Genomic DNA, 26,622 nt, shown 5'->3' on the forward strand with positions numbered 1-26,622 from the left:
GGCGATGACCGGTTTTCACGCAGGCGGGCTCGCCCGCACCCAGGGCCCCGGCATCGCGCTCGCGCTGCGCTTCGCCCTGCGCGAGATGCGCGGCGGCCTGCGCGGCTTTTATGTCTTCATCGCCTGCATCGCACTCGGCGTCGCGGCGATTTCCGGCGTCACCTCGGTGTCGCGCGCGCTGGTCGAGGGGATCGCGGCGGAAGGCACCACGATCCTCGGCGGCGACCTCTCCTTCCGCCTCATTCACCGCGAGGCCACGGAGCCCGAACGCGCCTATCTCGACGGCCTCGGCGCCGTGTCGGAGGTCGCCACCCTGCGCGCCATGGCGCGCGCGCCCGAAACCGGCGAACAGACGCTCGTGGAGATCAAGGGCGTCGACGGCGCCTATCCGCTCTACGGCACCTTCGAGCTCGCCGGCGGCGGCACGCTCGCCGATGCGCTCGCCCGCGACGGCGACACCTTCGGCGCGGCCGTGGAGGAAGAGCTTCTGGTGCGCCTCGGCCTTGAGGTCGGCGACACGATCGCGCTCGGGCGGGCGACGATCGCCATCGCCGACACCATCGTCACCGAGCCGGACCGGCTGAGCGACGGGCTCAACTTCGGCCCGCGCGTGATCCTGTCGCGCGCCGCGATCGACGCGACCGCCCTTGTCCAGCCGGGCAGCCTCGTGCGCTTTCACTACCGCGTGCGCACCGACACCGCGAACATCGAGACCTTGCGCGCGATCATCTCCGACGCGCGCGAAAAATTCCCGGAAGCCGGCTGGCGGATCCGCTCCAGCGCCAATGCCGCGCCGGGCCTGCAACGCAATATCGGCCGGCTGGCGCAGTTCCTGACGCTGGTCGGACTGACCGCGCTGATCGTCGGCGGCGTCGGCGTCGCCAACGCGGTGCGCTCCTATCTCGACGCCAAGCGGCCGGTGATCGCCACCTTCCGCTGCGTCGGGGCCGAGGGCGGCTTCGTCTTCCGGATCTATCTCCTGCAGATCCTGATGCTCGCGGGCCTCGGCATCGCCGCCGGGCTGATGCTGGGCGCCGCGATCCCCTTCCTCACGGCCGGCTTCCTGACGGCCGTGCTTCCCGTCCAGGCGGTCGCCGGGATCTATCCGGCCGAGCTCGGCCTCGGCGTGCTCTATGGCGGACTGACGGCGCTCACCTTCGCGCTGTGGCCGCTGGGCCGCGCCCATGACATACCGCCGCGCCTCCTGTTTCGCGACGACGTGAGTGCTGCGCGCCGCTGGCCGCGCAAGCGCTACATGGTCGCGACGGCGGCGGCCGTTCTGGTGCTGGCGTCGCTCGCCATCGTGCTCTCCGGCGACTTGCGGATCTCGCTCGTCTATGTCGGCGCGACGGCGGTGGTCTTCGCGCTGCTGGCGCTGATCGCCCGCGCGATCATGAGCCTCGCCCGGCGCAGTCCGCGTCCGCGCGGCGCGGAACTGCGGCTTGCGCTCGGCAACATCCACCGGCCCGGCGCGCTGACGCCCTCCGTCGTGCTGTCGCTCGGCCTCGGCCTGTCGCTCCTGGTGACACTCGCGCTGATCGACGGAAACCTGCGCCGCGAGTTGGGCGCGACCATCGCCGATCAGGCGCCGAGCTTCTTTTTCCTCGACGTCCAGAACCACGAGCGCGAGGCCTTCGACGCCCTTCTGGCGCGCGAGGCGCCGCAGGCCACGGTCGACGGCGCGCCGATGCTGCGCGGGCGCATCGCGGCGATCAACGACGTGCCGGCCAGCGAGATCGAGGCGCCCGAGGGCGGCGCCTGGGCATTGCGCGGCGACCGCGGGATCACCTATGCGGACGCGCTGCCCGACAATTCCACCCTGACCGAGGGCGCCTGGTGGCCGGCCGATCACGCCGGCCCGCCGCAGGTCTCCTTCGAGAACGAGGTCGCCGACGCGCTTGGCCTTGAAATCGGCGACACGGTGACGGTCAACGTTCTGGGGCGCAATGTCACCGCCGAGATCGCCAACTTCCGGCGGGTGGACTGGGAATCCCTGTCGATCAACTTCGTGATGGTGTTCTCGCCCGACACCTTCGCCGGCGCGCCGCACACCCATCTGCGCACGCTGACCTACCCTAACGGCGGCACGACCGAGAGCGAGCTGGCGCTTCTCAAGACCGTCGCCGACGCCTTTCCGACGGTCACGACGGTGCGGGTGAAGGACGCCATCGCGCAGGTGAACGGCCTTGTCGCGCAACTGGCCTGGGCGATCCGGGCGGCCGCCTCGGTGACGCTCGTCGCCTCCGTGCTGGTGCTCGGCGGCGCGCTCGCCGCCGGCCACCGCCACCGGGTCTACGACGCGGTGATCCTCAAGACGCTCGGCGCGACCCGCGCCCGGCTGATCGCCAGCTTCGTCATCGAGTACGCGCTGCTGGGGATCGTCACGGCCGCCTTCGCGGTCGCCGCCGGCGCGCTCGCCGCGTCTTTCGTGCTGACGCAGGTGATGGACAGCAATTTCACCTTCCTGCCGGCCACCGCCATCGGCGCGGCGCTGGCGGCGCTGGTGCTGACCGTCGGCTTCGGCCTGATCGGAACCTGGCGGGTGCTGGGGCGCAAGCCCGCCCCGGTGCTGCGCAACCTGTAGCGCCGGCGCGGCGGCCGGTCCGCTTTTCCCCACGCCGGCACGGTTCCCCGGCCAAGGGGGTGTCATCGCGTCGCGATCGCGATAAGGTCGCGCGATGGAAAACGCGGGCCGCGACGGCCCGCCCCTTTGCGCGCGTGACAGGGAAAGACGAGATGATGCGACGTTGGATTGGAAACGCCGGCCGCGCCACGGTGCTGTGCATGGGCCTGACGGCCCTGGCCCTTGGCGGCGCCCAGGCGGAATCGCCGTTTCACACCGGCGTGTGGCAGGTGAACGAGCCGACCGGACCGCGCGGGCTGGTGGTCAGCGACTGGCTGATCTTCGAGAACGGCCTTCCGGCGCTGTGGCTCTACCGCAAGGCCGGCACGAACGACCAGAACCAGTTCGACTTTCTCGTGCGCCGCATGGGTCAGAGCACCTATGCCCCGGTCCAGGTCCGCGTCTATCGCACCGGCGAGAACGAGATGAAGTACACCACCTTCATCAAGGACCAGGAGCCGGTCGAGCACCCGGCGGAACGCCTGTCGATCCCCAACTTCAAGAACTCCTGCCTGTCGGTGGAGAACAAGGGCGAGCGGCTGTTCGGCACCTGGGAAGGCACCTCCGGGTCGACGCTGAAGCGCCTGCGCCTGTCGAAGGACAAGCTGACCATCGACGGCGAAAGCCGCGCGGTCGAGATCACGCCCGTGCGCGTCGGACGCCTCGGCATCGTCGAGAACGGCCAGCCCATCGCCTTCCTGACCGACGCGGGCGGCGATTACGCCGTGCTGCAGTGGTTCAAGCCGGGCGTCACGCCGGCGACCATGGTCGATCCGAAGAAGGAAATCCTCGATTTCGCCCGCGAGGAGATCGTGCGCTGGCCGCGCGGCACCTGCGACCGGCAGATCGCATCGCGGTTGAAGGCGATGAAGTAAGCGGCGCACGCGGGGCGGAGGCGATATGCGTTAACCCTGTCGACGCATGACAGAATGGTAATGCGCTTTCGGCCGATTGCATCTTGTTCCGCGCGCACCCTGCGCCCATATTTGACGAGACCTGTACGTAATCCGCCGTAGTGTGCGCGGGCCGGCGTGCCGGTCCGATCGTTTGATCGATGGTTCATGGCCGCGCAAACGCAAGGGCTTCCGGCCCTGTCGCGCGCGGCGGATACGAAACGACAAGAGAGGATTTCGATGTCGACCTTCGACCGCAATTCCAACGTTCGGTATGCTGCGGCCGGCGCACGCGCAGAGGCCGGCGTCTACGATGAGGGCCTGCGCGCCTACATGCTGGGCGTCTACAACTACATGGCGCTCGGCCTCGCGATCACCGGCGTAACCGCGCTCGCGACGATCTATTTCGCGATCGACCAGACCGCCGGCGGCATGGCGCTGACGCCCTTCGGCCAGGCGATCTACGCCAGCCCGCTGAAGTGGGTCGTGATGCTCGCGCCGCTCGCGATGGTGTTCTTCCTCAGCTTCAAGATCCAGTCGATGAGCGCCTCCACCGCGCAGACGACCTTCTGGGTCTATGCGGCGATGATGGGCCTGTCGCTGTCCTCGATCTTCCTGGTGTTCACCGGCGAGTCGATCGCGCGCGTGTTCTTCATCACCGCCGCCTCCTTCGGCGCGCTGAGCCTTTACGGCTACACGACGAAGAAGGACCTGTCCGGCTGGGGCTCCTTCCTGTTCATGGGCCTGATCGGCATCGTGATCGCGTCCATCGTGAACATCTTCGTGGGCTCCTCCGCGCTGCAGTTCGCGATCTCCGTGATCGGCGTGCTCGTCTTCGCCGGCCTGACCGCCTACGACACCCAGCAGATCAAGGAGATGTACTGGGAAGGCGACAGCTCGGAAGTGGTGGCCAAGAAGTCGATCATGGGCGCCCTGCGGCTGTACCTCGACTTCATCAACCTCTTCATCATGCTGCTGCAGCTCTTCGGCAACCGCGAGTAATCGCGCACGCCAGACCGCCGACGCCAAACCGCCGCTCTCGCGGCAGCAGGCGACACCGGCGGCTCGGAAACGAACGGCACGCAGAGACCAAAAAGGCGCGGGGGTCTCCCGCGCCTTTTTGTTTGCCTGCGCTGCAATGGCGATTGCGGCATGCCGACAGCAGGCTTGGGGGTCGGGGCTTGGGGGTCGGGGCTTGCGGCCGGGCCTTCGGGTCAGGGGGCATCATCGCGGTCACGGCCATCGGGGTCACGGCCATCGGCGCCGGTGTGCGGCGCGTCCGGCGCAGGCGACGCGGCGTCCATTTTTGCGCGCCGGGGCCCTAAAACCCTGAAATGGCGAGGGATCCCCGATTGACTCCGGACCGCTCCCGATCAAGATCGCGCCATCGCCATCTTGGATAATCACCATGAAAACCCCTTTCTGCATTCGTCTGACCTCGGCGCGGCCCGCCTTGGCGCTCGCCGCCGGCCTTCTCGCCAGCACGACGCTCGCGACCGTCTCCCCGTCCACCTCGGCGCAAGCGCAAACGGCCGAATACGATGCCCAATGGGGCCTCGATGCCATCGGCGCGCTGGTCGCTCATGAGAACGGCTACACCGGCAAGGGCGTCACCGTCGGCGTCGTCGACAGCGGCGCTTTCATCCTGCATCCCGACCTGATCGAGAACCTCAGCCCGCTGTCGCTGAACGGGCCGACGGGCGGGCCGATCGACGGGGTCGATTTCGAGGGCCACGGCACTCATGTGTCCGGCACCATCGCCGCCGGGCGCAACGGCTTCGGCATGGTCGGCGTGGCGCCGGACGCCAAGATCGCCACCTACCAGCTCACCAATCCGGGAACCACCGACATCGACCCGGCCGGCATCGACGCGGCCGTGGCGCGCGTCTATGCCCACGGTCTCGCCAACGGCGTCGAGATCTACAACAACTCCTGGGGCAGCGACATCATGGTGCCGAGCGATCCGGTGGCCGCCGCGACGCTGCGGACCCAGTTCGAGACCGAAAATCCGCAGATGCTCGCCGCCTTCCGAGAGGCGGCGGCCCAGGGCGCGGTGCTCGTGTGGGCCAACGGCAACGCGAGCTTTTCGGGCGCCGCGCTCGAGCCCGGCCTGCCGGGTCTTTTTCCGGAACTGCGGGCGAGCTGGCTCACGGTCGCGGCGGTCGGCACCAACGGCACGATCACCGACTATTCCAACCGCTGCGGCGCGGTCGCCATGGGCTGGTGCCTGTCGGCGCCCGGCGGCGACGACGACGAGACGACCGGGGGCATCTACGCGACCGCCAACGACGGCGACTACGTGCGCATGTCGGGCACCTCGATGGCCGCGCCGCATGTCACCGGCGCGATGGCGGTCGCCCGCGAAATGTTCCCGAATGCGGCCGCGACCGATCTTGCGCAACTCGTGCTCGCCACCGCGACCGACGCCGGAGCTCCGGGCATCGACGAGGTCTACGGCTGGGGCCTGCTCGATCTGGAAAACCTGACCCAGACACGGGCGGCCGAGACCGGCGTGGTGTTCTCCAACGCCGCCTTCGCGCAGGCGCGCACGCTCGGCCGGATCGCCGATATCGGCGCCGGCCTCGCCGCGCCCCAGGGAACCGCGGACGCCCTGCCGGGCACGGTCACCGTCTCCACCCATGGCGATGCACCGGCGGACCGCGAGCGCCGGCTGCGCTGGTGGCTGTCGCCGATGGGCAGCTTCGCGCAGACGCAGGCGAGCGCCACCGCGCCCTCCACGATCTCGCGCGGCGGCGGTCTGATGACCGGTCTCGACGTGAGCCCGAGCGCGGGTCTGCGCCTCGGCGCGGGCGTTGGCGTGACCACCGGCGACACGCGCGGCGGCGGCAACCGGGTCGAGGACACGGGCCTGCACGCGCTCGCCTACGGCGGCTATGCCGGGTCGCGATTCTTCGCGGAAGGCGCGGCCGGCGTGAGCCGCTTCGAGACCAGCACCACCCGCACGGCCATCGCCGGCGCAGGTGGCGCCGTCGCCTGGACCGGCGTCAGCGATGCGGTGGACATCGGCGCCTGGGGCAACGCGCGTATCGGCATGAGCTTCGACACGCTGGCTGGATCACTGCAGCCCTATGCGCAGGCCCGCTTCGTCCACCAGTGGCTCGGCAGCGCAACGGAAACGGGCGCCGGCGTGTTCTCGCTGACGGCGGCCTCCGCCAGCCAGACCCAGACCGACCTTGGCGTCGGTGTGCGCCTCGCCGGCGCGGCGCATGCGATCTCCGAAACGCTCGAGATCGCGCCCAACCTCGATCTCGGCTACGCGCGCGCCGTCGGCGCTCTCGGCGACAGCCGCGCCACGACGCTGCTCGGCGCACCGGTCGCCGCCGGCGATCTGGGGATCGGCCGCGATATCGCGCGGGTTTCGGCCGGTGTCACGCTGAGCGAACAGGATGCGCGCCTGTCCGGCACGCTCGCCTATTCCGGCGAGTATCGGGCCCGCGCGCAGTCGCATGCCCTCAGCGCGCGCATGAACCTGCGCTTCTGACCGGACAGAGCCGCCGGCGGTCATCGGACCGCCGGCGGTTTCCACCTTTCGACGGACCTTCGGGTCAGACGACGCTCAGGTGACGCTTTTTCTCGAAGACCTTGAGAACCTGGGCCAGATCGCTGCCGCGCTTGAGCACCGTGCCGCCCGTGCCCACCACCGCGTAGGCGCCCTGGCGGCGGGCGTTCTTCGGCACCTTCTCGACCCGGAACAAAGGCATTTCCGACGCCCGGCGAAAGATCGAGAAGACGGCCCGGTCCTTCAGGTGATCGATGGCGTAATCCCGCCACTCGCCGGAGGCGACCCGCTGGCCGTAGATGCGCAGGATCAGATCCAGTTCACGTCGGTGAAACGCCACCACGGGCACCATGCGCGATGCGGAAGATCCGCCGGGGCCAGACCGCTCGCCGCTGTCGGCGTCGCCCGGGCCGGGGCCCGAGCGGGGGAATCGCGATGCGTCGGCGTCGAATTCGCTCATGCCGTCTCCCGTACGCCGAAGTCCCGTTCTTCGCAGCAGCGCCGTTCCTGGCAGCAGTGCTTTTCTTCGCAGCAGCCCCGTTCATGGCAGCAGTGCCGTGCTTCGCAGCAGCCCGTTAAGGGCGGCCCGGTGGAGACCGGACCCGGCGCCTGCGGTTCGCGTCCTGCCTGCCGACCCACACGCCTGCCTGCGGCCGGCGTTGCGTCATCGTCGTGTCATGATGCGCCCCGGGCTTCGGGTTTGGCAAGCATCGAGTTGCCGCCTTCCGAAAGGGCGCCGGCCGTCGGAGCCGAGATTTCACGATTTTGCCCCAATGCAGCCCTTCCCGCGCCATGGTGACAGGCGATCTTGACGATGTTGCCAACGGATCGCCGGTCGCGAGACCTCGGTACGCAACAGCCCCCCAGCCCCCCGGGGTTTCGTGGCTTCGATCCTGTCCCTCGTGGACGCGTAGGTAACCGGAAGGGCCGGCACACAGTGCCGGCCCTTTCCCGTTTTCGGCGCCGTTTTTGGCGCCGTTTTCGGCACCGTTTTCATCCCTGTATCCAGCCCTGTATCCGGCCCCGGGTTTGGCCCTGGTTTCGAGTGCGATTTCGCACAGGATTCGGCCGTCGCGTCGGACCTTCTCCCCGGCCGTTTGCCATCATCCATCGTCGGAAGCGGCTTTTCAGGAACGACCGAGGACCCTGCGCGCCCTGCGCAAACGCGCGCCGCTGCGGCTTTGCTTTTGTCCGCGCGCAAAGAGCGCTATCCTTGGTACATGAGTCTCGGCCTGACTGCCCTGCGCCCCGCGCGCAACGACGATGCCGACGCACTCGCCGCCATTCACGAAGCGGCGTGGCGCACGACCTATCGCGGCATCATAGACGGGGTGGAACTGGAGCGGATGATCTCGCGGCGCGGGCCGAAATGGTGGCGCACCGCCCTTTCGCGCGGCGTGCGCATCCAGATCCTGTCGGTCTCCGGGCAACCTGCGGGCTATGCCACCTTCGGGCGCTCGCGCATGCGCGAACTGCCCTTCGAGGGCGAGATCTACGAGCTCTACATCCGGCCCGACCATCAGGGGCTCGGCTTCGGCACGGAGCTCTTTCACGCCACCCGCAGCGCGCTTGCCCGCCTGCATCTCGACGGACTCGCGATCCGCGTGCTCTCCGACAATACCGACGCGCTGCGCTTCTACCGCCAGCGCGGCGGGCAGCCGCTGATGACGAGCCGCGAACGCGTCGCCAAGACCACGCTCGACATGACGGTCTTCGGCTGGTTTCCCGACAATCCCGACTGACGCCCCGCCCGACGGAGCACGCCCGTCAGAGCGCGGCCCCTCGAGCGCGCGCCGCCTCGATCCAGCCCTTGCGCTGATCGGGATTGGACTCATGCACCGAGGAAAACGTCTTGAAGCGCACCGGACGGAAGCCGCAGAAACCGAGGATCTGGGTCTTCATCGCCCGATAGCCGCCGGCCCGCAGCGCGAGATGCAGATACCACGCGGGTGTGTCGGCGGTCACCAGCACGTCCGCCGAGCGCCCGGTGAGCAGCTTGGTCGGGAAATGCTTGCCCTTCTCATAGGCGAAGGCGAAGCCGGGCAGCAGCGCGCGGTCGAACAGACCCTTCAGCTTGGCCGGCACGCCGCCCCACCACAGCGGATGCACCAGCGCCAGATGCTCGCACCAGGCGAGATGCTCCTGAACGGCCTCCAGACAGGGCTCGAGCGGCTTTTTCGTGCCGTAACCCTCTTCCATGTCGATGTCGAACGCCATCTCGGCGAGGCGCAGCACCCGCACCTCGTGGCCGCGCGCCTCGGCACCCGCCACATAGGCCTCGACGAGGGCCCCGCACAATGTGTCGCGACCGGGATGGCCGTCGAGAACGAAAACGCGTCTGGACATTGCGCCCCTCCTGCGTAGATATGATTGAATGACCGCGGTCAAAAAATCAGTGCCGCATATTTTGACCGTGGTCAATTATTAATTGCCGCGAGGGCACACCGGGTCACGCAGGGACCCCCGGGTTGCCCCGAGGCACTTGAATTGGAGACCGCATGGCCGGACGGCCCCAGAAGCGCACCGAACAGACACGAACCGCCATCCTCGCGGCTGCCCGCGCCGCCTTCGACGCCGAGGGCTTCGACGGAACCAGCGTCGAGGCCATCGCGGCCCGGGCGGGGGTGGCGAAGGCCACCGTCTTCGCCCATTTCGCGGACAAGGCGAGCCTGCTGATCGCGGTGCGGATCGATGCCCTGCACGCGCAGATGGCGGCCATGCGCGCGGCCGTCGCCGCCGGTCCGCCGGTCGACGGCGGTCCCGACCGGGATGCGATGCGGGCGCACGCCTTCCTCTTCGCACTGTTCCGCCCATGGCTTGCGCTCTACCGGACGGACCCGGAGTTCACCCGGTTGTTCCTCAGTCAGGCGACGCTCAAGGACGGGCCCTGGACGCGGCAGTTCCTGGAGATCTGCGGCGCGATGGAGGCGGACACGCAGGCCGCCTTCGCGCGGCTGCAGGCGGAGCGACTGATCCCGCCCGATCCCGATCCCGCGCTTCTCGCGCAGGGCGTGCTCGCCTTTTTCTACCATATGCTGGTTGGACAGACGGTCGGCGCCTGCGAGGACCCCGAGACCCAGGACGCCTTCTTCGCCGACCTGCTCGCCGTCTGGCTGCGCGGGGTTTGCACGCCCCCGCCCCTCCCCGGCGGCGATGCGGCACCGCCAGCCGCCCGCTAGGATCGCGGGGCGCGCATCGCCCCGGGCGTCACTGCTTGCCGAAAAACCAGCCGATCGCCGGGCCGACGAGCAAGGCCATATAGGTGGCATAACTGCTCATGACGGACATCCGGACGTCCAGGGCGGTCGGATCGCTTTCGGCCCAGAACGTGCTCGCGAGCACGACGATCATCAGGGCATTGAAGGCCAACGAGGTTCCGATCGCGATCCGCGAGGCGGTCGGTGGCGCTTCGGTTGCCGCATTCTTCTCCGCGAACCAGAAGCCGACGATCATCGCCACGATGGGCAGATAGATGGACATCAGACGTTCGAGAAAGGGCGGAATGTCCGCAAACAGGATGATGTCGCGCGCCGCGAACACCAGCAGAAGGGCACAGCATATCCCCGCGCCTGCCAGCCAGATGAGCGAGAGCCAGGAACGGTAGGCCATGCGGCTTGCCTCTAGATGCAGGTGTCGGGATAGGTCAGGCTGACGGTGCGAGCGGGCACCTCGTCCAGCGTCTTGCGCAGGCCGGCGCTGATTTCATCGACCAGCACCTTGGTGTTGAAGTCCTGATTGGCGTAGTCGTGCCAGGGGCCCGCCGAGCCACGGTGCTGCACGTTCATCGCCAGATACACGACGATCCGCGCGCCGAGCCGGATCGGCATCCGGTCCATCCGGCAGGCGTTGAAACGGATCGCCTCATACGCGACCGTTCGCGGCGCGGTGTCGTAGCACCCGTGCAGTTGCACGCGGTAGCGCCGGTTCGGCCGCAGCGTCACCCCCAGGTCGTCGGCGTCCACCCCGAGGTCGTCCAGCAATCGGGCATTCAGCGGCACGAAGTCGGTCCAGAAGACGTGTCGGGTGGCATCCTCGGGCGGGGCGTCGCCGCACCGGCGCAAGGGATCCTCGACCTCGAACGCATCGGGCCTGACCGAGAAGCCGGCATCCTGAAACGTGGAAATCAACCGCGCCTCGAAGTCGCCGGCGCTGTAGATGTCGTAGCGATAGGGCACGCCGACCGACGCACACCAGCCGCCCGGGCACCCCCGGTCGAGCCACTCGAGGACACGGCCGGACTTTTCCACGGAGAAACCGCTTCCCGGCGCGGCATCTCTCGCGGGCGAGGGGTCTGTCCGGGGTGACGTCCGGCTCCCGGCCGGCGCTGCCGCCTCGGCCGCGGTGTGTGCCTCCGGCCCGGCGAGCGCTCCGCCTCCGACGCCCGCCAGCGCGACGGTCGCGATGAGGAGCGCCCCCAGACCACATCGACGCCCCGACATCCCGCTTGCGCCTCCCGCAAAACAGCCTGTGCGACAGCTTCGCCAGCCTGCAACCAGACGCCGATCCTAGACCAGGGCGCGGGGGGACGGAAGCGCCCATCGTCGCGCTCCTATCGTCGCCCGTCGCCCCGGTGCCACCGGCGGCCCGCCACGCAAAACGCCCCGCCGGTTGCCCGGCGGGGCGGTCTGGCATCTGCCGGTTCCGTCCGTGCCGGCCGGGCGAACCCCGGCCGGGGCGTCGATCAGCCGCGTTCGTCGAGAATGCGCCGCGCGATCACCTGCGCCTGGATTTCCGCCGCGCCCTCGAAGATGTTGAGGATGCGCGCGTCGCACAGGACCCGCGAGATCGCATATTCCAGCGCGAAGCCGTTGCCGCCGTGGATCTGCAGGGCGTTGTCGGCCGCTGCCCAGGCAACCCTTGCGCCGAGCAGCTTGGCCATGCCCGCTTCCACGTCGCAGCGCCGGCCCGAATCCTTCTCCCAGGCGGAGAAATAGGTGAGCTGACGCGCCGCCATCAGGTCCGCCTGCATCAGCGCGAGCTTGTCCGACACGCGCGGGAAGGCGATCAGCGGCTTGCCGAATTGCACGCGCTCCTGCGCGTAACGCAGGCCGAGGTCGATCGCCGCCTGCGCGACGCCGAGCGCGCGGGCCGCCGTCTGGATGCGCGCGCCCTCGAAGGTCTGCATGAGCTGCTTGAAGCCCTGCCCCTCGACCTGGCCGAGCAGGTTTGCATGCGGCACCTCGAACCCGTCGAAGGCGATCTCGTATTCCTTCATGCCGCGATAGCCGAGCACCTCGATCTCGCCGCCGGACATGCCCGGCGCCGGAAAGGGATCGGCGTCCGTGCCGCGCGGCTTTTCCGCCAGGAACATCGACAGGCCCTTGTAGCCCGGCTCGTCCGGATTGGTGCGGGCAAGCAGCGTCATCACGTCGGCGCGCACCGGATGGGTGATCCAGGTCTTGTTGCCGTAGATCTTCCAGGTGTCGCCCTCACGCACGGCGCGGGTCTTGAGCGAGGCGAGATCGGAGCCGGTGTTCGGCTCGGTGAAGACCGCCGTCGGCAGCACCTCGCCCGAGGCGATCTTCGGCAGCCATTTGGCCTTCTGGTCGTCCGTGCCGCCGCACAGGATCAGCTCCGCCGCGATCTCCGAGCGCGTGCCGAGCGAGCCGACCCCGATATAGGCGCGCGACAGCTCCTCGGAGACGACGCACATGGACTCCTTGCCGAGCCCCAGACCGCCGAATTCCTCCGGGATCGTCAGGCCGAACACGCCGAGCTCCGCCATGGTCGCGATGACTTCCAGCGGGATATAGTCGTTTTTCAGGTGCCACTCATGCGCATGCGGCACCACCGCATCGGCGGCGAAGCGGCGCATCTCGTCGCGCACCTGCTCGTAGGTCTCGTCGAGCCCGGTGGTGCCGAAAACCGACGCCCCCTCCTGCTGCTGCATCAGCGCGGCGAGACGCGCGCGGATCTCCGGCGTGTTGCCGGTGGCGATCAGCGCCTCGATCTCCGGCACCAGGAACTCCGATGCCTCGCGCGGCGACAGGCCGAGATCGGCAAGCCGCAGAACCTCGTTCTGGTTCATCGGCAAGCCGCCGAAGATCTGCGCCAGATATTCGGCGAACGCCAGGCGCACGGTCAGTTCCTCGGTCTCGCCGAAGCTGCCGGCCTCGCGCAGGCGCGTCGTGTAACCTTCGAGCTGCCGGAGCGCCTCGACATAGGTCGCGAGCCACGCGAGCCCGTGCGTGGCGCGCTGCTCCGCCTCCATCCTGGCCGACGAGATCCGTCCGCCGTCGAGAACCCGGGCGCGCACCCGCCCGGCGGCCGCGTCGAGCAGCCGGTCGAGCGCGGCGACGCTGGCCGTCAGATGGGAATCCAGCGGAGCCTCCGCCGTGTCGTGACCGATTTCGCTAGCAAGCGACATGCATCCTCTCCGTTCTTGTGCGGATCCGCGCCGGTGTGGTCCTCGCGCACGCATCCAATCCACCCGCCCCGCTCTCTCGCCGAACCCGCGCTCAACATGGCTCCGCGGACCGAACGGGCAGGCGACTCCCGTTTGTTATGGTGCACTGCACACCATATCGCGCGCGCTTCGCGAAGCAATCCTTCTTTTGCCGCATCAATCGGGAAATTTTGTTGCCGTCAACGGCCCCGGCGCAGGCTTCATGCCGCATCGCGGCTTGACCGGCGGCGTCGCGTGCCGCATCAGCACCACCATGGCCCGCCGATCTCTTTTCTCCCGCGCGATCTCCGTGGTCGCCGACACGCTCGCCCACATGAGCCGGGACGACGGCTTCGTGCTGGCAAGTCACGTGGCGCTGTCCTCGCTGCTGGCGCTGTTTCCCTTTCTGATCTTCATCGCCGCGCTGACGGGCTTTCTCGGCATGGAGAACGTGGCGGACCGCATCGCCGCGATGCTGTTCGACGCCTGGCCGGACGATGTCGCCGGGCCGATCGCGCGCGAGATCCGCGTCGTGCTCACCGAGCCGCGCGGGGATGCGCTGACCTTCGGTCTTCTCGTCGCCCTTTGGTTCGCCTCCAACGGCGTCGAGGCGCTCAGGATCGCGCTCAACCGCGCCTACGGCGTGGAGGAGATCCGCAACTATCTGTGGCTGCGCGCCCAGGCGCTCGGCTGGGTGCTGGTCGGCGCGGTGCTGCTGATCGCCTTCGCGGTGCTGATCGTCTTCGCCCCGCTGGTCTGGAGGGCGGTCACGGCTTACGCGCCCGTGCTGGAGGAGTTCACCGCGCGCCTCAATCTGTCGCGCTACCTGATCGCCACCCTGCTCACCAGCGGCGGCCTGCTCGCCGCCCATGCCTTTCTGCCGGCCGGCCGGCGACGCCTGTCGGAAATCCTGCCCGGCGTCGTCGCCACCCTGGCGCTGTGGCTCGTGTCGGGCGCCGCCTTCGGCGCCTATCTCGCCGGCTTCGCGAGCTACGTCTCGACCTATGCAGGCCTCGCCGGCGCGATGACCGCGCTGGTGTTTCTCTATCTGCTCGCGCTCGGCTTCGTCTTCGGCGGCGAGTTCAACGCCGCCCTGCGCCGGGATCGCGCCTCCGGGTGAGGCCCGCGTGCAAGACGGCCAGCCTCACGCCGGCGTGCGCCGCGTGCCGATGCGCCGCTCGCGGATCAGCAGAAGCGCCCCGACCACCAGCGCGCTGCCGACGATCTGGATCGGCGACAGGGTCTCGCCGAACAGGAAATAGCTCTCGACCGCCGCCGCCACCGGGACCAGATAGAACAGGCTCGCGACCCGCGCGGCACTTCCCCGGCGGATCAGCACCATCAGCAGCAGGATCGCCCCGATCGACAGCACCAGCACCAGCCACGTCATGGCGATGACGAGGTCGCGCGCCCACACGATCTCCCAGCTTTCCCAGAAGGTGAGCGGGACCACCACCAGCAGCGCCCCGATGTATTGCAGCGCCGTGCCGGCCAGCAGGTCGATGCCGCCGGCGAACCGCTTCTGATAGACGGTGCCGATGGCCATGCCGGCGACCGCCAGCAGGCACACCCCGGCGGTGACCGCCGTCAAACCCGAGGCATCCACGCCGATGCGGGGCGCGACGACGAGCGCGAGACCGACCCCGCCCACGGCAAGCCCCGCCCAGTGGCGCGGGCTCACGCGCTCGCCGAGGATGGGCCCGGCGAGCAGCGCCGTCAGCAAGGGTTGCAGCCCGAGCACCAGCGCCGCGATGCCCGCCGGCATGCCGCGATCGATGGCGAAGAAGATGCCGCCGAGATAGACGCCGTGAATGAGCGCGCCGGCCACCAGACAATGCCCGATGGCGGACGCCTCGCGCGGCCAGCGCGCGCCGGTAACGAGCAACAGCAGCCACAGCAGCGGCAGCACCAGCGCAAAGCGGATCGTCAGGAAGACGAAGGGCTCGATGTAGGGAGAGCCCAGTTTCGAGCCGATGAAGCCGGTCGACCAAAGCAAGACAAAGATGCCCGGCGCGAACCGGTCGAGAAAGGTCAGCACGTGGTAATCCAGTTCTGCAAAACGATCCCGGTGACCGGGTGACGGAGGTGAATGTCGAACAGGCGGGCGCGGCGGGCTCCCTTGCGGGCAGGCCGTGCAACCATACGCGCATCCGCGTGTCGCCGCATCCCCCGTAACGTGGGCGCGGCCGGCGCGGCGCCGTGCAACCGTCCGCCGATGCGCGCGGGCGGAGGCACTTGGCGGATGTCGGGAGACCATGCTACCTCGCGTTGGCCGCGCGCGGCCAGCCAAAGGGGAGTTGTCATGCAGGATCAGGGCAATCGGAACACAGGCGGACACGGTGACGGCGCATCGCCCGCGCAAGGGCCGGATGCATCGCACGCGGACGCCGGGCGGCCCGGCGCGATCGTCATCGTCGGCGCCGGACAGGCGGGCGCGCAGGTCGCGCAGTCGTTGCGCGCCGGCGGCTATGACGGTCCGCTCGTTCTCCTGGGCGAGGAGCCGCATCCTCCCTACCAGCGCCCGCCGCTTTCCAAGAAGCATCTCGCCGGCGAGGTCGAGACCGAGGGGCTGCACCTGAAACCCGCCGCCTTCTACGCGCAGAACCGCATCGACTGCCGCTTCGGTGTCCGCGTGCGCGAGATCGACCGCGCGGCCGGCGCCGTCGTCCTGGAGACCGGCGCGCGCATCGCCTATGCGACGCTGGTGCTCGCCACCGGAACGCGCCCGCGCGCCCTGCCGCTCCCCGGCGCGGAACTCCCCGGCGTGGTGACGCTGCGCACCATCGCCGACGTCGAGGCGATCCGCGCCCGTCTTCGCGCCGCGAACCGCATCGCCATCGTCGGCGGCGGCTACATCGGGCTTGAGGTGGCGGCGGTCGCCCGCGCGATGGGGCACAAGGTCACCGTGATCGAGGCGCAGGACCGGGTGATGAAACGGGTCGTCTCGCCCGCGGTCTCGGCCTTTTTCGCCGGCCTGCATCGCGATCACGAGGTCGACCTGCGCTTCGACACCGGGATCAGCGGTTTCCTTGGCAAGGAGGCCCTGACCGGCGTGGCGCTGGCCGATGGCAGCGAACTCGCCTGCGATCTCGCGCTGGTCGCCATCGGGGCTCAGCCCAACGACGACCTGGCCGCCGCCTGCGGTCTGGAGGTCGACGACGGCATTCTGGTCGACGGCAGCGGGCGCACCAGCGATCCGGCCATCTTCGCCGCCGGCGACTGCACCCGGTTCCTGTCCGCCCGCTACGGCCGCTCGATCCGGCTGGAAAGCGTGCAGAACGCCATCGATCAGGCCAAGGCCGTCGCGGCCGCGATCCTCGGCGCCGACGAGGACTACGATCCCGTCCCCTGGTTCTGGTCGGACCAATATGCGGTGAAGCTCCAGATCGCCGGCCTGTCGGACGGCCACGACACCGCGACCACCGTGGGCGATCCGGAAAGCGGCAGCTTCTATGTCGCCTATCTGCGCGAGGGGCGGCTGATCGCCGTCGACAGCATCAACCATCCCCGCTCGCACATGATGGCGCGCCGCGCCATCGGCAAGCCCTTCGCGGAGGGGCTGCTGCCGCCCGCCTGATCCCGCCCCCTTGCCCTGCATGAGCTCCGTCTACTTCGCGGCGGCGCGCGGCCGGACGTCCCAAGTGTCAGGGCGCGCGCGCCTCGATGGCTTCCATGTCGTCGTCGGAAAGGCCGAAATGATGGCCGATCTCATGCACCAGCACATGCGCGACGACCTCGCCGAGCGTGTCGTCGTGATCGGCCCAATAGTCGAGGATGGCGCGGCGATAGAGCCAGATGCGGTTGGGCATCTGGCCGGTGAAGGGCGTGGAGGCGTCCTGCGCCATCCCCACGCCCTCGAACAGGCCCATCAGCAGGAACGGGTCCTCCATGCCGAGACTGTCGAGCACCTCGTCCTCGGCGAAATCGGCGACCCGGATCTCGATGGCCCCGCACAGGGCGCGAAATTCCTCGGGCAGCGCCTCGAAGGCCTCCGCCGCCAGGTCCTGAAACACCGCGAGATCGGGAGACTGGGCGTCGCGCCAGCGCTGCGACGGCCCGCGTCTGATCACGGACCCCATGCCCGCCTCCCCCGTCCGGTGCCTGGAAAATGAAGAGACGTCACGACGGCCGATCCGCTCACAGATAGGTCCACACGAGATAGATCACGAGGCCGATGGCGAAAAGGATGCCGGCCGTGCGGCCGATCTTCGTGCCCAGCACCTCGATCGGATCGTCTTGAGGCGGCGCGCCGCCTTCGGCCTTGCCGCGCGTGCCCGCACGCACCGAGCCTTCGAACAGGCTCTCGCTGTCGCGGCGCACGCGGGCGAGGCTTTCCTCCGCCTCGCGCTTGCGCGCCTCGTCCCGGTCGATCCGCGTCATCCCGACGCCTCCCTCCTGGCGGGCACGTTGCGCCCGCTGTTCATCCGGAGATAGGGGCCCGCGCGCGCGAGGTCCAGAGCGCGACCAGCGCCAGCGCGGCCAGACCGGCCGACGCCACCGCGTTCCAGCCGGCGAAGGACAGGCCGAGCATCCGCCAGCTCGCCTCGGTGCAGCTGACCACCCGCGTGGTCTTCAGCGCCTCCAGCATCCCGAGCGCCGATTGCGGCCCCGCCGCCCCGCCGCCGCAGTCCGCCGGCCCGTCCCAGAAGCCCCATTCGGCCCCCGACTGATAGATGCCGAGCCCCGCGCCATAGGCGAAGATGCCGGCGACCAGCAGCAGCACGAGCGTGCGCAAGCCCGGGGCGCGCCCCGTCCACACCAGCGCGAGCGCGACAGCCGCGAGCGGCAGGCCGGCGTAATAGGGCACGCGCTGTTCCAGACACAGCTTGCAGGGCACGAAGCCGCCGATCAGTTCGAACCCCCAGGCAGTGGCGATGGTCGCAAGACCGCCGGCGAGCAGCAGGATCAGCGCCGCGCCGGGCACGGACCGCAAGCCGGCGGGCGCGGATACGGCGGGAGACTTCTCCATGGCCGGTGCGCTCCCCTCAGAGGTATTTGATCAGGACGAAGCCGCCCACGAGCAGCACGATGAACACCGTGAACATCAGCCCGAGCCGCTGCTCGATGAAGGTGCGGATCGGCGGGCCGAACAGATAGAGCAGCCCCGCGACGATATAGAACCGCAGGCCCCGCGCCAGCAGGCTGGCGACCATGAAGACCGGCAGGCTCAGACCCGTCGCGCCGCTGGCGATGGTGATCACCTTGTAGGGAAACGGCGTGACGCCGGCGATGAACACGATCCAGGCGCCATAGTCGTTGAAATTGGTGCTGAACGTGTCGAACTTGTCGAGATAGCCGTAAAATTCCAGGATCGGCTGCGCGACCTGAACGAACAGCAGCGCCCCGATGGCATAGCCCAGCGCCCCGCCAAGGACCGATGTGATCGTGCACAGCGTCGCATAGGCGAAGGCCTTGGCACGACGCGCGATCACCATCGGGATCAGCAGAATATCCGGGGGGATGGGAAAGAACGAACTTTCCGCAAAGGAAACGGCACCGAGAGCCACCGGAGCCCGGGGGCCGGCGGCGAGCGACATCGTCCAGTCGTAGAGCCTGCGCAACATGGGCTTTGCTTTACCCCCTCCGCCCTGCGTTGTCACTCAAATCCGACGCGACGTCGCACCGCCGGCGACGGGGCGGGCGCGGCCCGCTTCGCGGCCGATCTTTCAATTGACGCTCGGCCCCCGTTGGCTATGATCGCGGCCGCTTCGACCGGGCAAGATCCCGCGCCGGACAGCCCCCGTGGCGGAATTGGTAGACGCGACGGATTCAAAATCCGTTTCCCTAACCGGAGTGTCCGTTCGAGTCGGACCGGGGGCACCACCCTTCTTCTCGCCAGCCTTTTTCTCACCAGCCAGCGTCACGCGAGCCAGACAAAACCGCCCGGCAGAGCTGCGACCGCGTTGCACGCACGCGATGCGGACCATCCAACGCCGTGCCTCGTCCCCGGGTCGTCCTCAGGCTGTCCCCAGATGTTCCCCGGCGCATCCACAGATCGGTTCCCCGGATTGACCCCAGCTTGTGGATATGTTGTCCACCCTGTTGTCCCTTCCCTTGTCCCAGGTTTTCCCCTCGCTCTCGCCTGGCTTTTCCCCCGCTTGTCACAGGTTTTTCACCCGCTCGTCCCGGACATATCCCGCTCTTGCCGCATGGCCTCTCAGGCCCGGCGCGCGATTGCCGCGGGTGGCCTCGCCCGCCTATGATCGCGGCGCGAACCGGCAGGAGACCCGCATGCCCCCTTCCCCCTCCACCGACCTGCGCCAGGCGGTGATCGACACCTGTTTGACGATGAACGCCACCGGGCTCAATCAGGGCACGTCCGGCAACGTCAGCCTGCGCACCGACGACGGCTTTCTGATCACCCCCTCGGGCGTGCCTTACGCGCAGATGACCCCGGAGCAGATCGTGCCGATGGGCCTCGACGGCACCTATGAAGGCGACTGGCTGCCCTCCTCGGAATGGCGGATGCATCTCGACATCTACGCCGCGCGGCCCGAGGCCGGCGCGGTGGTGCACACCCATTCCACCCATGCGACCGCGCTGTCCTGCCTGCGCGAGGAGATCCCGCCGTTTCACTACATGATTGCAGTGGCCGGCGGCACGACGCTCAGATGCGCCGACTATGCCACCTTCGGCACGGCGGAACTGTCGGCAGCGATGCTGCGGGCGCTCGAGGGGCGCTCCGCCTGCCTGCTGGCCAATCACGGCACCATCGCCTTCGGCCCCACGCTCGACAAGGCGCTGTGGCTCGCCGGCGAGGTCGAGGCACTGTGCAAGCAATATGTCGTCGCCCGACAGATCGGCACGCCGACGATCCTGTCGCAAGCCGAGATGGACGCGGTGCTCGCCCGCTTCGCGACCTACGGCAAGCAGGCGAAGGATCTCTCCGAGGGCGACGTGGCGGCGGTCGACGCGCCGCGCCGCCGCGCGGGCCCGCCGAAGACCGAAGGCTGAGGCCAACGCAGGACGCCCCGGCCGCAGGCGACCGGGGCGTCGTGTCTTCGTGAGATCGGCGCCTTGCGCGCCGCGCCGTCTCGAGCCGGGTCAGTTGGCCGGCATGATCTCGTCTGTCGGGCGCGGCGTGGTGGCGGTTTCCGGCGGCAGCACCGGATAGACCACTTCCGGCATCTCGCCCGTCAGGCTGTGCAGGAAGGCGACCAGCTGATCGGCCTCTTCGTCGCTCAGTTCCTCGCCGAGCTGCGATTCGGCCATGATCTGCACCGCGACCTTCAGATCCCACACCTTGCCGGAGTGGAAGTAGGGCGCCGTGACGGACACGTTGCGCAGCGGCGAGGCGCGGAAGACATACTCGTCGTCAACCGTTTCGGTCACCGCGAAGCGGCCCTTGTCGCCCTCGGGCAGCACCTCGGCGCCCGGCTTCTCGATCAGGCCGAAGGGATAATAGCCGTGGCCGCCGACGTTGACGCCGCTGTGGCAGGCCGCGCAGCCCTTGTCGACGAAGAGCGCCAGCCCGGCCTTGGCATCGGCGTCGAGCGCGTCGTCGTTGCCGTTCAGATAGGCATCGAAGGGCGCCGGGGTGATCAGCGTCGCCTCATAGGCCTCGATCGCCTTGGCCATGTTGTCGAAGGTGACCGGATCGGCCTCGTCCGGGAACGCCGCCTCGAACCATGCCACATACTGCGGCATGGAGGTCAGCGTCGCGACCACATTGTCCGGCGTGTTCGCCATTTCGACGCCGGCCTGGATCGGCCCCTTGGCCTGGGCCTTGAGATCGTCCGCGCGTCCGTCCCAGAACTGCGCCTCGTTGAGAACCGCGTTCAGCACGGTCGGGGAGTTGCGCGGCCCCTTCTGCCAGCCGTGCCCGATCGACGTCTCCAGATTGTCGTCGCCGCCGGTCGCCAGATTGTGGCAGGAGTTGCAAGAGAAGACGCCCGAGGCGGACAGGCGCGGATCGAAGAACAGCGCCTTGCCGAGCTCGATCTTTTCCTCGGTGATCGGGTTGTCCTTCACGGCGGGGATCGTGGACGGCAGCGGCTTGAAGAGCGCTTCCGCCGTTTCGCGGAGATCGTCGGCGAGGACCGCCGGCGCGAGACCGATCAGGGCGGTGGAACAGGTCAATACGGCAGTCAGCAGACGGGTCATGTCACACCTTGCTCGAAGCTGGGTTGGCAAGTTCGGCGGCGTTGCGGCCACCGGTGCAATTTTACCGGGAAGCGGCGCGCCTCCGGTTGACCTGGATCAAATCCGAAGCCGGCTGCGACACTTGGCAGCATGTCTTTTCGAGACCTTGAAAGCGGGCCGGGACAACGACCGCCTGCCGCAGCGTCACATCCAGCATCCGGTCAAGCCGACCAAGGCGCTAAAGCCAAGCCGGCGAACCAAAGCGCGCTCAGTGCGCTTTTGTGGACAGTTTCGCCAAAAGGCGCTAGAGCGGTTGCATGACCGAGACCCAACGTGAAATCGAGCTGAAGCTCGAACTGGGCGAAGACGCCCTGAAGCGCCTGAAAAGCGCGTCGGCGCCCGATGGCTTCGCCGTCGAGCGCGCCGTGACGCGCACCCTGCGCTCCATCTATTTCGACACGCCCGATCTCGCGCTCAAGGGTGCGAAATGGAGCCTGCGGGTGCGCAAGGTCGGACGCGACTGGGTGCAGACCGTCAAGGCGGGGACCGGGATCAGCGGCGGGTTGTCGACCCCGCGCGAGGTCGAGGTGACCATTGCGGCCCCTGTTCCGGACCTGACGCAGATCCAGGACGCGGAGCTGCGCGACGGGGTGTGGGCGCTCATCGACGGCAAGCCGCTGGATGCGGTCTTCGAAACCGAGATGCGCCGCACCACGCGGCTGTTCACCACGGAGGCGGGAACCGCCATCGAGCTGGCGCTCGACGCGGGCGAGATCCGCACCGAGGCCGAAACCGTCCCGCTGTTCGAGGCCGAGTTCGAGCTCAAGACCGGCCCGGTCGACGATCTCTTCCGGCTTGCAAAGACCCTGAAGGGCACGGAAACCGCCCGCTTTTCCGCAACCAGCAAGGCCGGACGGGGCTATGCGCTGCTGTCGGGCGGCGCGGCGCCGGTGCGTCCGCAAAATGCCCGGCCGGCCCAGATCTCGGCGAAGACGGACACGGCGGAAACCGCCTTTCGCGCGGTTCTGCGCTCCTGCCTGACGCAGATCGCCGCCAACCGCGACGCCATCCTCGACACGGACGATCCCGAGGGCCCGCATCAGATGCGGGTCGGCCTGCGCCGCCTGCGCAGCGCGCTGCGGGTTCACCGCAAATACATCGACCCGGAGCGCCATGCCGCGCTCGACGCCAATGCCCGGGCGCTCGCCGCCCGCGTCGGCGCGCTGCGCGATCTCGACGTGCTCACCGACGAGATCGTCGCGCCGGTCGAGGCGATCGCCGGCGGTTCGGTCGCCGTCGACCGGCTGCATGACACCATTGCCGCCGAGCGGGCCGCCGAACGGCTGCGCCTGCGCGAGGCCGTCCAGTCGGCCAGCGTCAACGAGGTGCTGTTCGATCTCGGCGCCATGGCCGAGGGCAACGGCTGGCAGCGGCAGGCCGGGGACGACGACACGCCCGCGCCCGCACTGACCATGCCGGTGACGGACTTCGCCCGCGCCGCGCTGGAAAAACGCTGGAAGGCGGCGGCGAAGCTCGGCGTGCGGATCGACGATCTGACGCTCGAGGAGCGTCACGATCTGCGCAAGACGCTCAAGAAGCTGCGCTATGTGCTGGAATTCTACCAGCCGCTGTTCAAGCCGAAGACGGTGAAACCCTTCCTCAAGACGCTGAAGCGCCTGCAGGATGTGTTCGGCTATCTCAACGACGTGGTGATGGCCCAGAAGCTGGCGGAGCTCGCCGCCGCGCGGGGCGACGATCCGACAGGCGACCCCGACGGCGACCCGGGCAGCGACGCGCGCGCCCTGATGCTGGCCGCCGGCTTCGTCATGGGCTGGCACGAACGCCGCGCGGAAGAGGCCTGGAGCCACGCCCGCGCGCAATGGGACGACACGCGCCACGCGGAGAAATTCTGGCGCTAAGCCGCGCCGCGCCCCGTTCCTGCGGCTTGGAGGCCCGGAAAGCCGGTGCCCCCGTTCGACCCCGTTTCGGTATCGCCGATGCTATGCCACGGCTCGGCGCCGTCAGGTCTTTGCGGCACACCCTCCGGGTCGCGACCCCGGGCCCTGCGGCCCGCAAGCTACTGACCGCTGTCCGGTGCCTCAGGTCGCCGGCCGATGCCGAAGGAGCCGAGGAAGCCGGACGGCAGTCCGAAGCCCTGCTCCACCGCGTCGAGCACCTGCTTGTCGTCGACCTCGCCGTCGATCACCTTCTGCACGTCGATACCGGTCTGCCCGGTGACGCGCTCCACGGCCTCGTTTGCGACCGTTCCAAGATCCGGCGCGCCGCCGTACCCCTTCAGGGCCTTGAACAGCCCGCCGCCCAGACCTTCCAGCTTCTTCAGCGCCGCCTGCGGATCCTGCAGGATGCCCTCGATATCCGGATAGATGCGCGGCCGGTCCCAGGGTCCGCGCACGATCACCGGCACGCCGAGGCCCGCGAGCTCGCCGTCGGCGGCACTTGCATTGCCGTCCAGATCCGCCACCACGCGCGGCTCGAAGCGCCAGTCGAGCGTGCGCGCCGGCATGTCGACGCGCCCCGCGCCGGTCATGCGCACCAGCGGCCCGGCCAGTTGCAGATCGGAGGAGGAAGCGATCCCCTTGTCGATCCGGAAACTCGCCGCCAGCTTGGAGAAATCCGTCTTCTGCGCGGGATTGCTGGCCCAGCCGAGCAGCGTGTCGACGGTGAGACCGCGCACCATGCGCGGGATGTTGAGGCCGAGAATGGCGCCGTCGGCGAAGTCGAACCCGGCGGTGCCGGTCAGGCCGGAGACGAGATCCGCCTGACTGGCGCCGCGTGTCGTCACGTCGAGACGGGTCGCCACCCGCCCCTCGATCCAGTCGAAGTCGGCCGCCGCCGTGAGGAACGGCTTGGCCGCGAGACCCTCGAGGGTGAAGGCGGCGGCGATATCGGCCACCGACCCCGATCCGTCGAGAACCAGTTCGCCGCGCCCGCCGCCGCCATAGAGCGCCAGTTCGGCGAGCGTGGCGGAGAGCCGTCCGCCCTCCAGCGCGACGTCCAGCCGGCTGCGGCCGATCTCCAGCCGGTCCCAGACGATGGCCTCGGCGGTCAGCGACAGATCCGCGTCGACGGCGCGAAGACCCGACAGGTCGATCGGCGCGGTCGACCAGCCCTGCGATGCGGGGGCCGCGCCCGCCGCTCCGCCGGCAGCGGCCGCGCCAGACCTCTGTCCGGAAGCGCCGTCGAGATAGGGATCGAGCCCCAGCCGATCGAGGGCGAGCGTCGCGGTCACGCGCGGCCGCACACCAAACCGCACCGCGCCGGAGCCGCGCCCGCGCATGTCGTCGAGCGTGATCGCCGCCTCGGTGAAGCGCACCGCGTCGTCCGTGACGTCGAGACCGCCGGAAAAGGCGAAGCGGCCGAGCCCGCCGCCCTCGGGCAAGGGCGAGCCGAGCCAGGCGGCCAGCGCCCGCAGGTTGGCGGTTTCCAGCAGCACGTCGCCGGCCAGCGCGCCGGCGGCCGTTGCCGTGCCCTCGTAGCCCGCGCGCACCCGGGCGCTGTCGACGCTGAGGCGCACCGGCGCCGGCAGACCGGCGAGCGCCAGCGCGGGCGTCGCGCCGCCGTCGACCGTGAAGCGTTCGTCGCGCCAGACAAATCCGCCGGACAGCGCCACGGGCCCGTCGAAGCCGTTGACATCGAGCGACAGGGCGATGTCGTCGAGCCGATCCGCCCCGGGAAGCTCGGCCAGCGCGCCGGCGAGCGGCAGACCTTCGACCGTGCCGCCGGCAAGCGTTATCCGGCCGGTCGCATCCAGCGTGCCGAGCAGCGCCGCCGCATCGCCGCCGCGCGCGGCCAGGCGCATCTCGCCGCCGAGCGTGCCGCTCGCCTGCTCGGTCCGGCCGGCCAGCCCGAGAAGGGATTCCAGCGCGAAATCGGCGAGCGTCAGCTTGGTCGTGATCGCGGGCTCCGCCCCGTCGAGATCGACCCGGCCGCCGCCCCGGATCGACCCGCCGATCGCCTGCGCCACGAACTCGCGCACTTCGACGCGTTCGGGCGCGGCGGTCAGACTGGCGGTAAGGGCGAAGGGACCGAGCTCACGGCCCGTCTGCGCCTGAAAGGCGGCAAGCGTGTCTTCCAGATCGTCGCCGGCCAGCGACAGGGCGAGCACCGAGGTGCCCGACGGGGCGAGCGTTCCTTCCGTCTCCACCCGCGCGCCGGCCGCCGTGATCGCCAGCGTGAGCGCGCTTTCCCCGCCCTCGCCGAGGGCCAGCGGCGCGGCGACGCGCGCCGACACCTGAAGCGGCACGCCGCGATAGGTCAGCCCGCCCTCGACATCGAGCGGCCCGGCGAGCGCCGGCAGGCGCAATTCCATGTCGACGTCGGACACCTCGTGCCGCGCGCCGCTGCGGCGGTCGGCATAGACGAGACGCCCCTCGGCGATGGTAAGCCGGTCGATGCCGATGCGCGCAAGCAGCCGGGAGCCCGCATCGAGCCCTTCCGCCGCCGCCGTTTCGGCGGAGGCGACGGGCGTCTCCTCGCGCGCCGGCGCGGGGCTCGGCTCGCCGTTGCTTTCGGCGATGGCGCGGGTCGCGGACGTCCATCGGTCGGCGGGAAAGGCGCGGCGCGGCGACCAGGTCGGCGTGCCGTCGGGTCCGATCTCGGCCTGCACGGTGGGCGCGGACAGGGCCACATGGGTGATGCGGATGTCGCCGCCGAAGAGCCCTTCCCAGGCGAGACCGAAGTCGATCTCCCGCGCGGCCACGAACTCCACGCCGTCGCCGGCGGCCGCGCCGGAAAGGCCGACATCGCCGGCCGTCATGCGGAATCCCGGCAGCAGCGAAAGGCCGACCGGCCCGTCGATGCGCACGCGCCATCCGGTGCGCGCCTCGATCTGCGCGATCAGCTCGTCGCGGATCGCATCCTTGGGCAGGAACAGCGGCACGACGAGCACCACCGTCACCAGGACGAACACGAGGCCGAAAAGGCCGATCACCACCCGTTTCACGCGCATTCCCCGCTCGTCTGCGAATCACCGCCAGTGTACGGCAAAGCATGGCCGCAGCGTGACCGTCCACCCCCCGCCTGCAAGTCGGCGCGCGCGGGCCGCGCGAGGCCTGCCGGCAATCCGCGCCGGGCACGCTGCCGTAGACCCCGCCACGGG

Annotated in this window: 22 protein-coding genes and 1 tRNA gene; 11 read left to right on the forward strand and 12 right to left on the reverse strand. The window is 69.3% G+C overall.

Going from position 1 to position 26,622, the window contains the following annotated elements; all coding sequences use genetic code 11:
• The first annotated feature begins 4 nt into the window (after positions 1–4).
• The 4 genes from ABL312_RS16185 (at position 5) to ABL312_RS16200 (ending at position 7,018) form a co-directional block, all read left to right on the forward strand.
• On the forward strand, positions 5–2,584 hold the full coding sequence (locus tag ABL312_RS16185; protein WP_349358430.1) for an ABC transporter permease: 2,580 nt from the start codon (positions 5–7) through the stop codon (positions 2,582–2,584).
• A gap of 152 nt (positions 2,585–2,736) precedes the next feature.
• The gene (locus ABL312_RS16190; protein ID WP_349358431.1) at positions 2,737–3,498 is read left to right on the forward strand and encodes a hypothetical protein; all 762 of its coding nucleotides are present in this window, start codon (positions 2,737–2,739) and stop codon (positions 3,496–3,498) included.
• Between the two features lie 258 nt (positions 3,499–3,756).
• The gene (locus tag ABL312_RS16195; protein ID WP_349358432.1) at positions 3,757–4,518 is read left to right on the forward strand and encodes a Bax inhibitor-1/YccA family protein; all 762 of its coding nucleotides are present in this window, start codon (positions 3,757–3,759) and stop codon (positions 4,516–4,518) included.
• A gap of 406 nt (positions 4,519–4,924) precedes the next feature.
• Positions 4,925–7,018, forward strand: a complete 2,094-nt coding sequence (locus ABL312_RS16200) for a S8 family serine peptidase (RefSeq protein WP_349358433.1) — start codon at positions 4,925–4,927, stop codon at positions 7,016–7,018.
• Positions 7,019–7,082: 64 nt separating this feature from the next.
• On the opposite strand, the gene ABL312_RS16205 is transcribed toward ABL312_RS16200, so the two are convergent.
• Positions 7,083–7,496, reverse strand: a complete 414-nt coding sequence (locus ABL312_RS16205; RefSeq protein WP_349358434.1) for a DUF2794 domain-containing protein — start codon at positions 7,494–7,496, stop codon at positions 7,083–7,085.
• Positions 7,497–8,256: 760 nt separating this feature from the next.
• Here ABL312_RS16205 and ABL312_RS16210 point away from each other — a divergent pair.
• Positions 8,257–8,778, forward strand: coding sequence for a GNAT family N-acetyltransferase (locus ABL312_RS16210; RefSeq protein WP_349358435.1), 522 nt, complete (start codon positions 8,257–8,259; stop codon positions 8,776–8,778).
• Between the two features lie 25 nt (positions 8,779–8,803).
• On the opposite strand, the gene ABL312_RS16215 is transcribed toward ABL312_RS16210, so the two are convergent.
• Positions 8,804–9,382 (reverse strand): NAD(P)H-dependent oxidoreductase, encoded by a 579-nt coding sequence (locus ABL312_RS16215; protein WP_349358436.1) that lies wholly within the window; start codon positions 9,380–9,382, stop codon positions 8,804–8,806.
• 152 nt (positions 9,383–9,534) lie between these two features.
• On the opposite strand from ABL312_RS16215, the gene ABL312_RS16220 reads away from it, so the two are divergent.
• Complete coding sequence (locus ABL312_RS16220) at positions 9,535–10,215, forward strand: TetR/AcrR family transcriptional regulator (protein WP_349358437.1); 681 nt, start codon at positions 9,535–9,537, stop codon at positions 10,213–10,215.
• A gap of 28 nt (positions 10,216–10,243) precedes the next feature.
• On the opposite strand, the gene ABL312_RS16225 is transcribed toward ABL312_RS16220, so the two are convergent.
• The 3 genes from ABL312_RS16225 to ABL312_RS16235 all read right to left on the reverse strand — a co-directional run bounded on the left by ABL312_RS16225 (position 10,244) and on the right by ABL312_RS16235 (position 13,403).
• On the reverse strand, positions 10,244–10,645 hold the full coding sequence (locus ABL312_RS16225) for a hypothetical protein (protein ID WP_349358438.1): 402 nt from the start codon (positions 10,643–10,645) through the stop codon (positions 10,244–10,246).
• 11 nt (positions 10,646–10,656) lie between these two features.
• Positions 10,657–11,283 carry a hypothetical protein gene (locus tag ABL312_RS16230; RefSeq protein WP_349358439.1) on the reverse strand — a complete coding sequence of 209 codons (627 nt, stop codon included), beginning with the start codon at positions 11,281–11,283 and terminating at the stop codon, positions 10,657–10,659.
• A gap of 434 nt (positions 11,284–11,717) precedes the next feature.
• Entirely contained in the window at positions 11,718–13,403 is a 1,686-nt protein-coding gene (locus ABL312_RS16235; protein ID WP_349358440.1) for an acyl-CoA dehydrogenase family protein, read from the reverse strand.
• A gap of 292 nt (positions 13,404–13,695) precedes the next feature.
• Between ABL312_RS16235 and ABL312_RS16240 the strand changes: the two genes are divergently transcribed.
• Positions 13,696–14,541 carry a YihY/virulence factor BrkB family protein gene (locus tag ABL312_RS16240; protein ID WP_349358441.1) on the forward strand — a complete coding sequence of 282 codons (846 nt, stop codon included), beginning with the start codon at positions 13,696–13,698 and terminating at the stop codon, positions 14,539–14,541.
• 24 nt (positions 14,542–14,565) lie between these two features.
• Here the strand turns inward: ABL312_RS16240 and ABL312_RS16245 are convergent, their stop codons facing one another.
• Positions 14,566–15,459 carry a DMT family transporter gene (locus ABL312_RS16245; RefSeq protein ID WP_349358442.1) on the reverse strand — a complete coding sequence of 298 codons (894 nt, stop codon included), beginning with the start codon at positions 15,457–15,459 and terminating at the stop codon, positions 14,566–14,568.
• A 264-nt stretch (positions 15,460–15,723) separates the two neighbouring features.
• Here ABL312_RS16245 and ABL312_RS16250 point away from each other — a divergent pair, with 264 nt between their 5' ends.
• Positions 15,724–16,998 (forward strand): FAD-dependent oxidoreductase, encoded by a 1,275-nt coding sequence (locus ABL312_RS16250; protein WP_349358443.1) that lies wholly within the window; start codon positions 15,724–15,726, stop codon positions 16,996–16,998.
• Positions 16,999–17,065: 67 nt separating this feature from the next.
• Here the strand turns inward: ABL312_RS16250 and ABL312_RS16255 are convergent, their stop codons facing one another.
• The 4 genes from ABL312_RS16255 to ABL312_RS16270 are packed head-to-tail and all read right to left on the reverse strand — an operon-like array spanning position 17,066 to position 18,985.
• Complete coding sequence (locus ABL312_RS16255; protein WP_349358444.1) at positions 17,066–17,500, reverse strand: metallopeptidase family protein; 435 nt, start codon at positions 17,498–17,500, stop codon at positions 17,066–17,068.
• 58 nt (positions 17,501–17,558) lie between these two features.
• Positions 17,559–17,801, reverse strand: coding sequence for a hypothetical protein (locus ABL312_RS16260; protein WP_349358445.1), 243 nt, complete (start codon positions 17,799–17,801; stop codon positions 17,559–17,561).
• Between the two features lie 40 nt (positions 17,802–17,841).
• Entirely contained in the window at positions 17,842–18,390 is a 549-nt protein-coding gene (locus ABL312_RS16265; protein WP_349358446.1) for a disulfide bond formation protein B, read from the reverse strand.
• Positions 18,391–18,406: 16 nt separating this feature from the next.
• Positions 18,407–18,985 carry a YqaA family protein gene (locus tag ABL312_RS16270; protein WP_349358447.1) on the reverse strand — a complete coding sequence of 193 codons (579 nt, stop codon included), beginning with the start codon at positions 18,983–18,985 and terminating at the stop codon, positions 18,407–18,409.
• Positions 18,986–19,157: 172 nt separating this feature from the next.
• On the opposite strand from ABL312_RS16270, the gene ABL312_RS16275 reads away from it, so the two are divergent.
• Together ABL312_RS16275 and ABL312_RS16280 are read left to right on the forward strand one after the other, a co-directional pair.
• A tRNA-Leu gene (locus tag ABL312_RS16275) sits at positions 19,158–19,244 on the forward strand.
• 408 nt (positions 19,245–19,652) lie between these two features.
• Positions 19,653–20,375 (forward strand): class II aldolase/adducin family protein, encoded by a 723-nt coding sequence (locus ABL312_RS16280; protein ID WP_349358448.1) that lies wholly within the window; start codon positions 19,653–19,655, stop codon positions 20,373–20,375.
• Between the two features lie 90 nt (positions 20,376–20,465).
• Here the strand turns inward: ABL312_RS16280 and ABL312_RS16285 are convergent, their stop codons facing one another.
• On the reverse strand, positions 20,466–21,524 hold the full coding sequence (locus ABL312_RS16285) for a cytochrome-c peroxidase (RefSeq protein ID WP_349358449.1): 1,059 nt from the start codon (positions 21,522–21,524) through the stop codon (positions 20,466–20,468).
• A gap of 296 nt (positions 21,525–21,820) precedes the next feature.
• Between ABL312_RS16285 and ABL312_RS16290 the strand changes: the two genes are divergently transcribed.
• Positions 21,821–23,422 carry a CYTH and CHAD domain-containing protein gene (locus ABL312_RS16290; protein ID WP_349358450.1) on the forward strand — a complete coding sequence of 534 codons (1,602 nt, stop codon included), beginning with the start codon at positions 21,821–21,823 and terminating at the stop codon, positions 23,420–23,422.
• Between the two features lie 158 nt (positions 23,423–23,580).
• On the opposite strand, the gene ABL312_RS16295 is transcribed toward ABL312_RS16290, so the two are convergent.
• A complete protein-coding gene (locus tag ABL312_RS16295; RefSeq protein WP_349358451.1) occupies positions 23,581–26,472 on the reverse strand; it encodes an AsmA family protein in 2,892 nt (963 codons plus the stop codon).
• Positions 26,473–26,622: the final 150 nt, after the last annotated feature.

It is taken from the genome of Stappia sp. (genome assembly GCF_040110915.1).
In the GTDB taxonomy this organism is placed as follows: Bacteria; Pseudomonadota; Alphaproteobacteria; order Rhizobiales; family Stappiaceae; genus Stappia.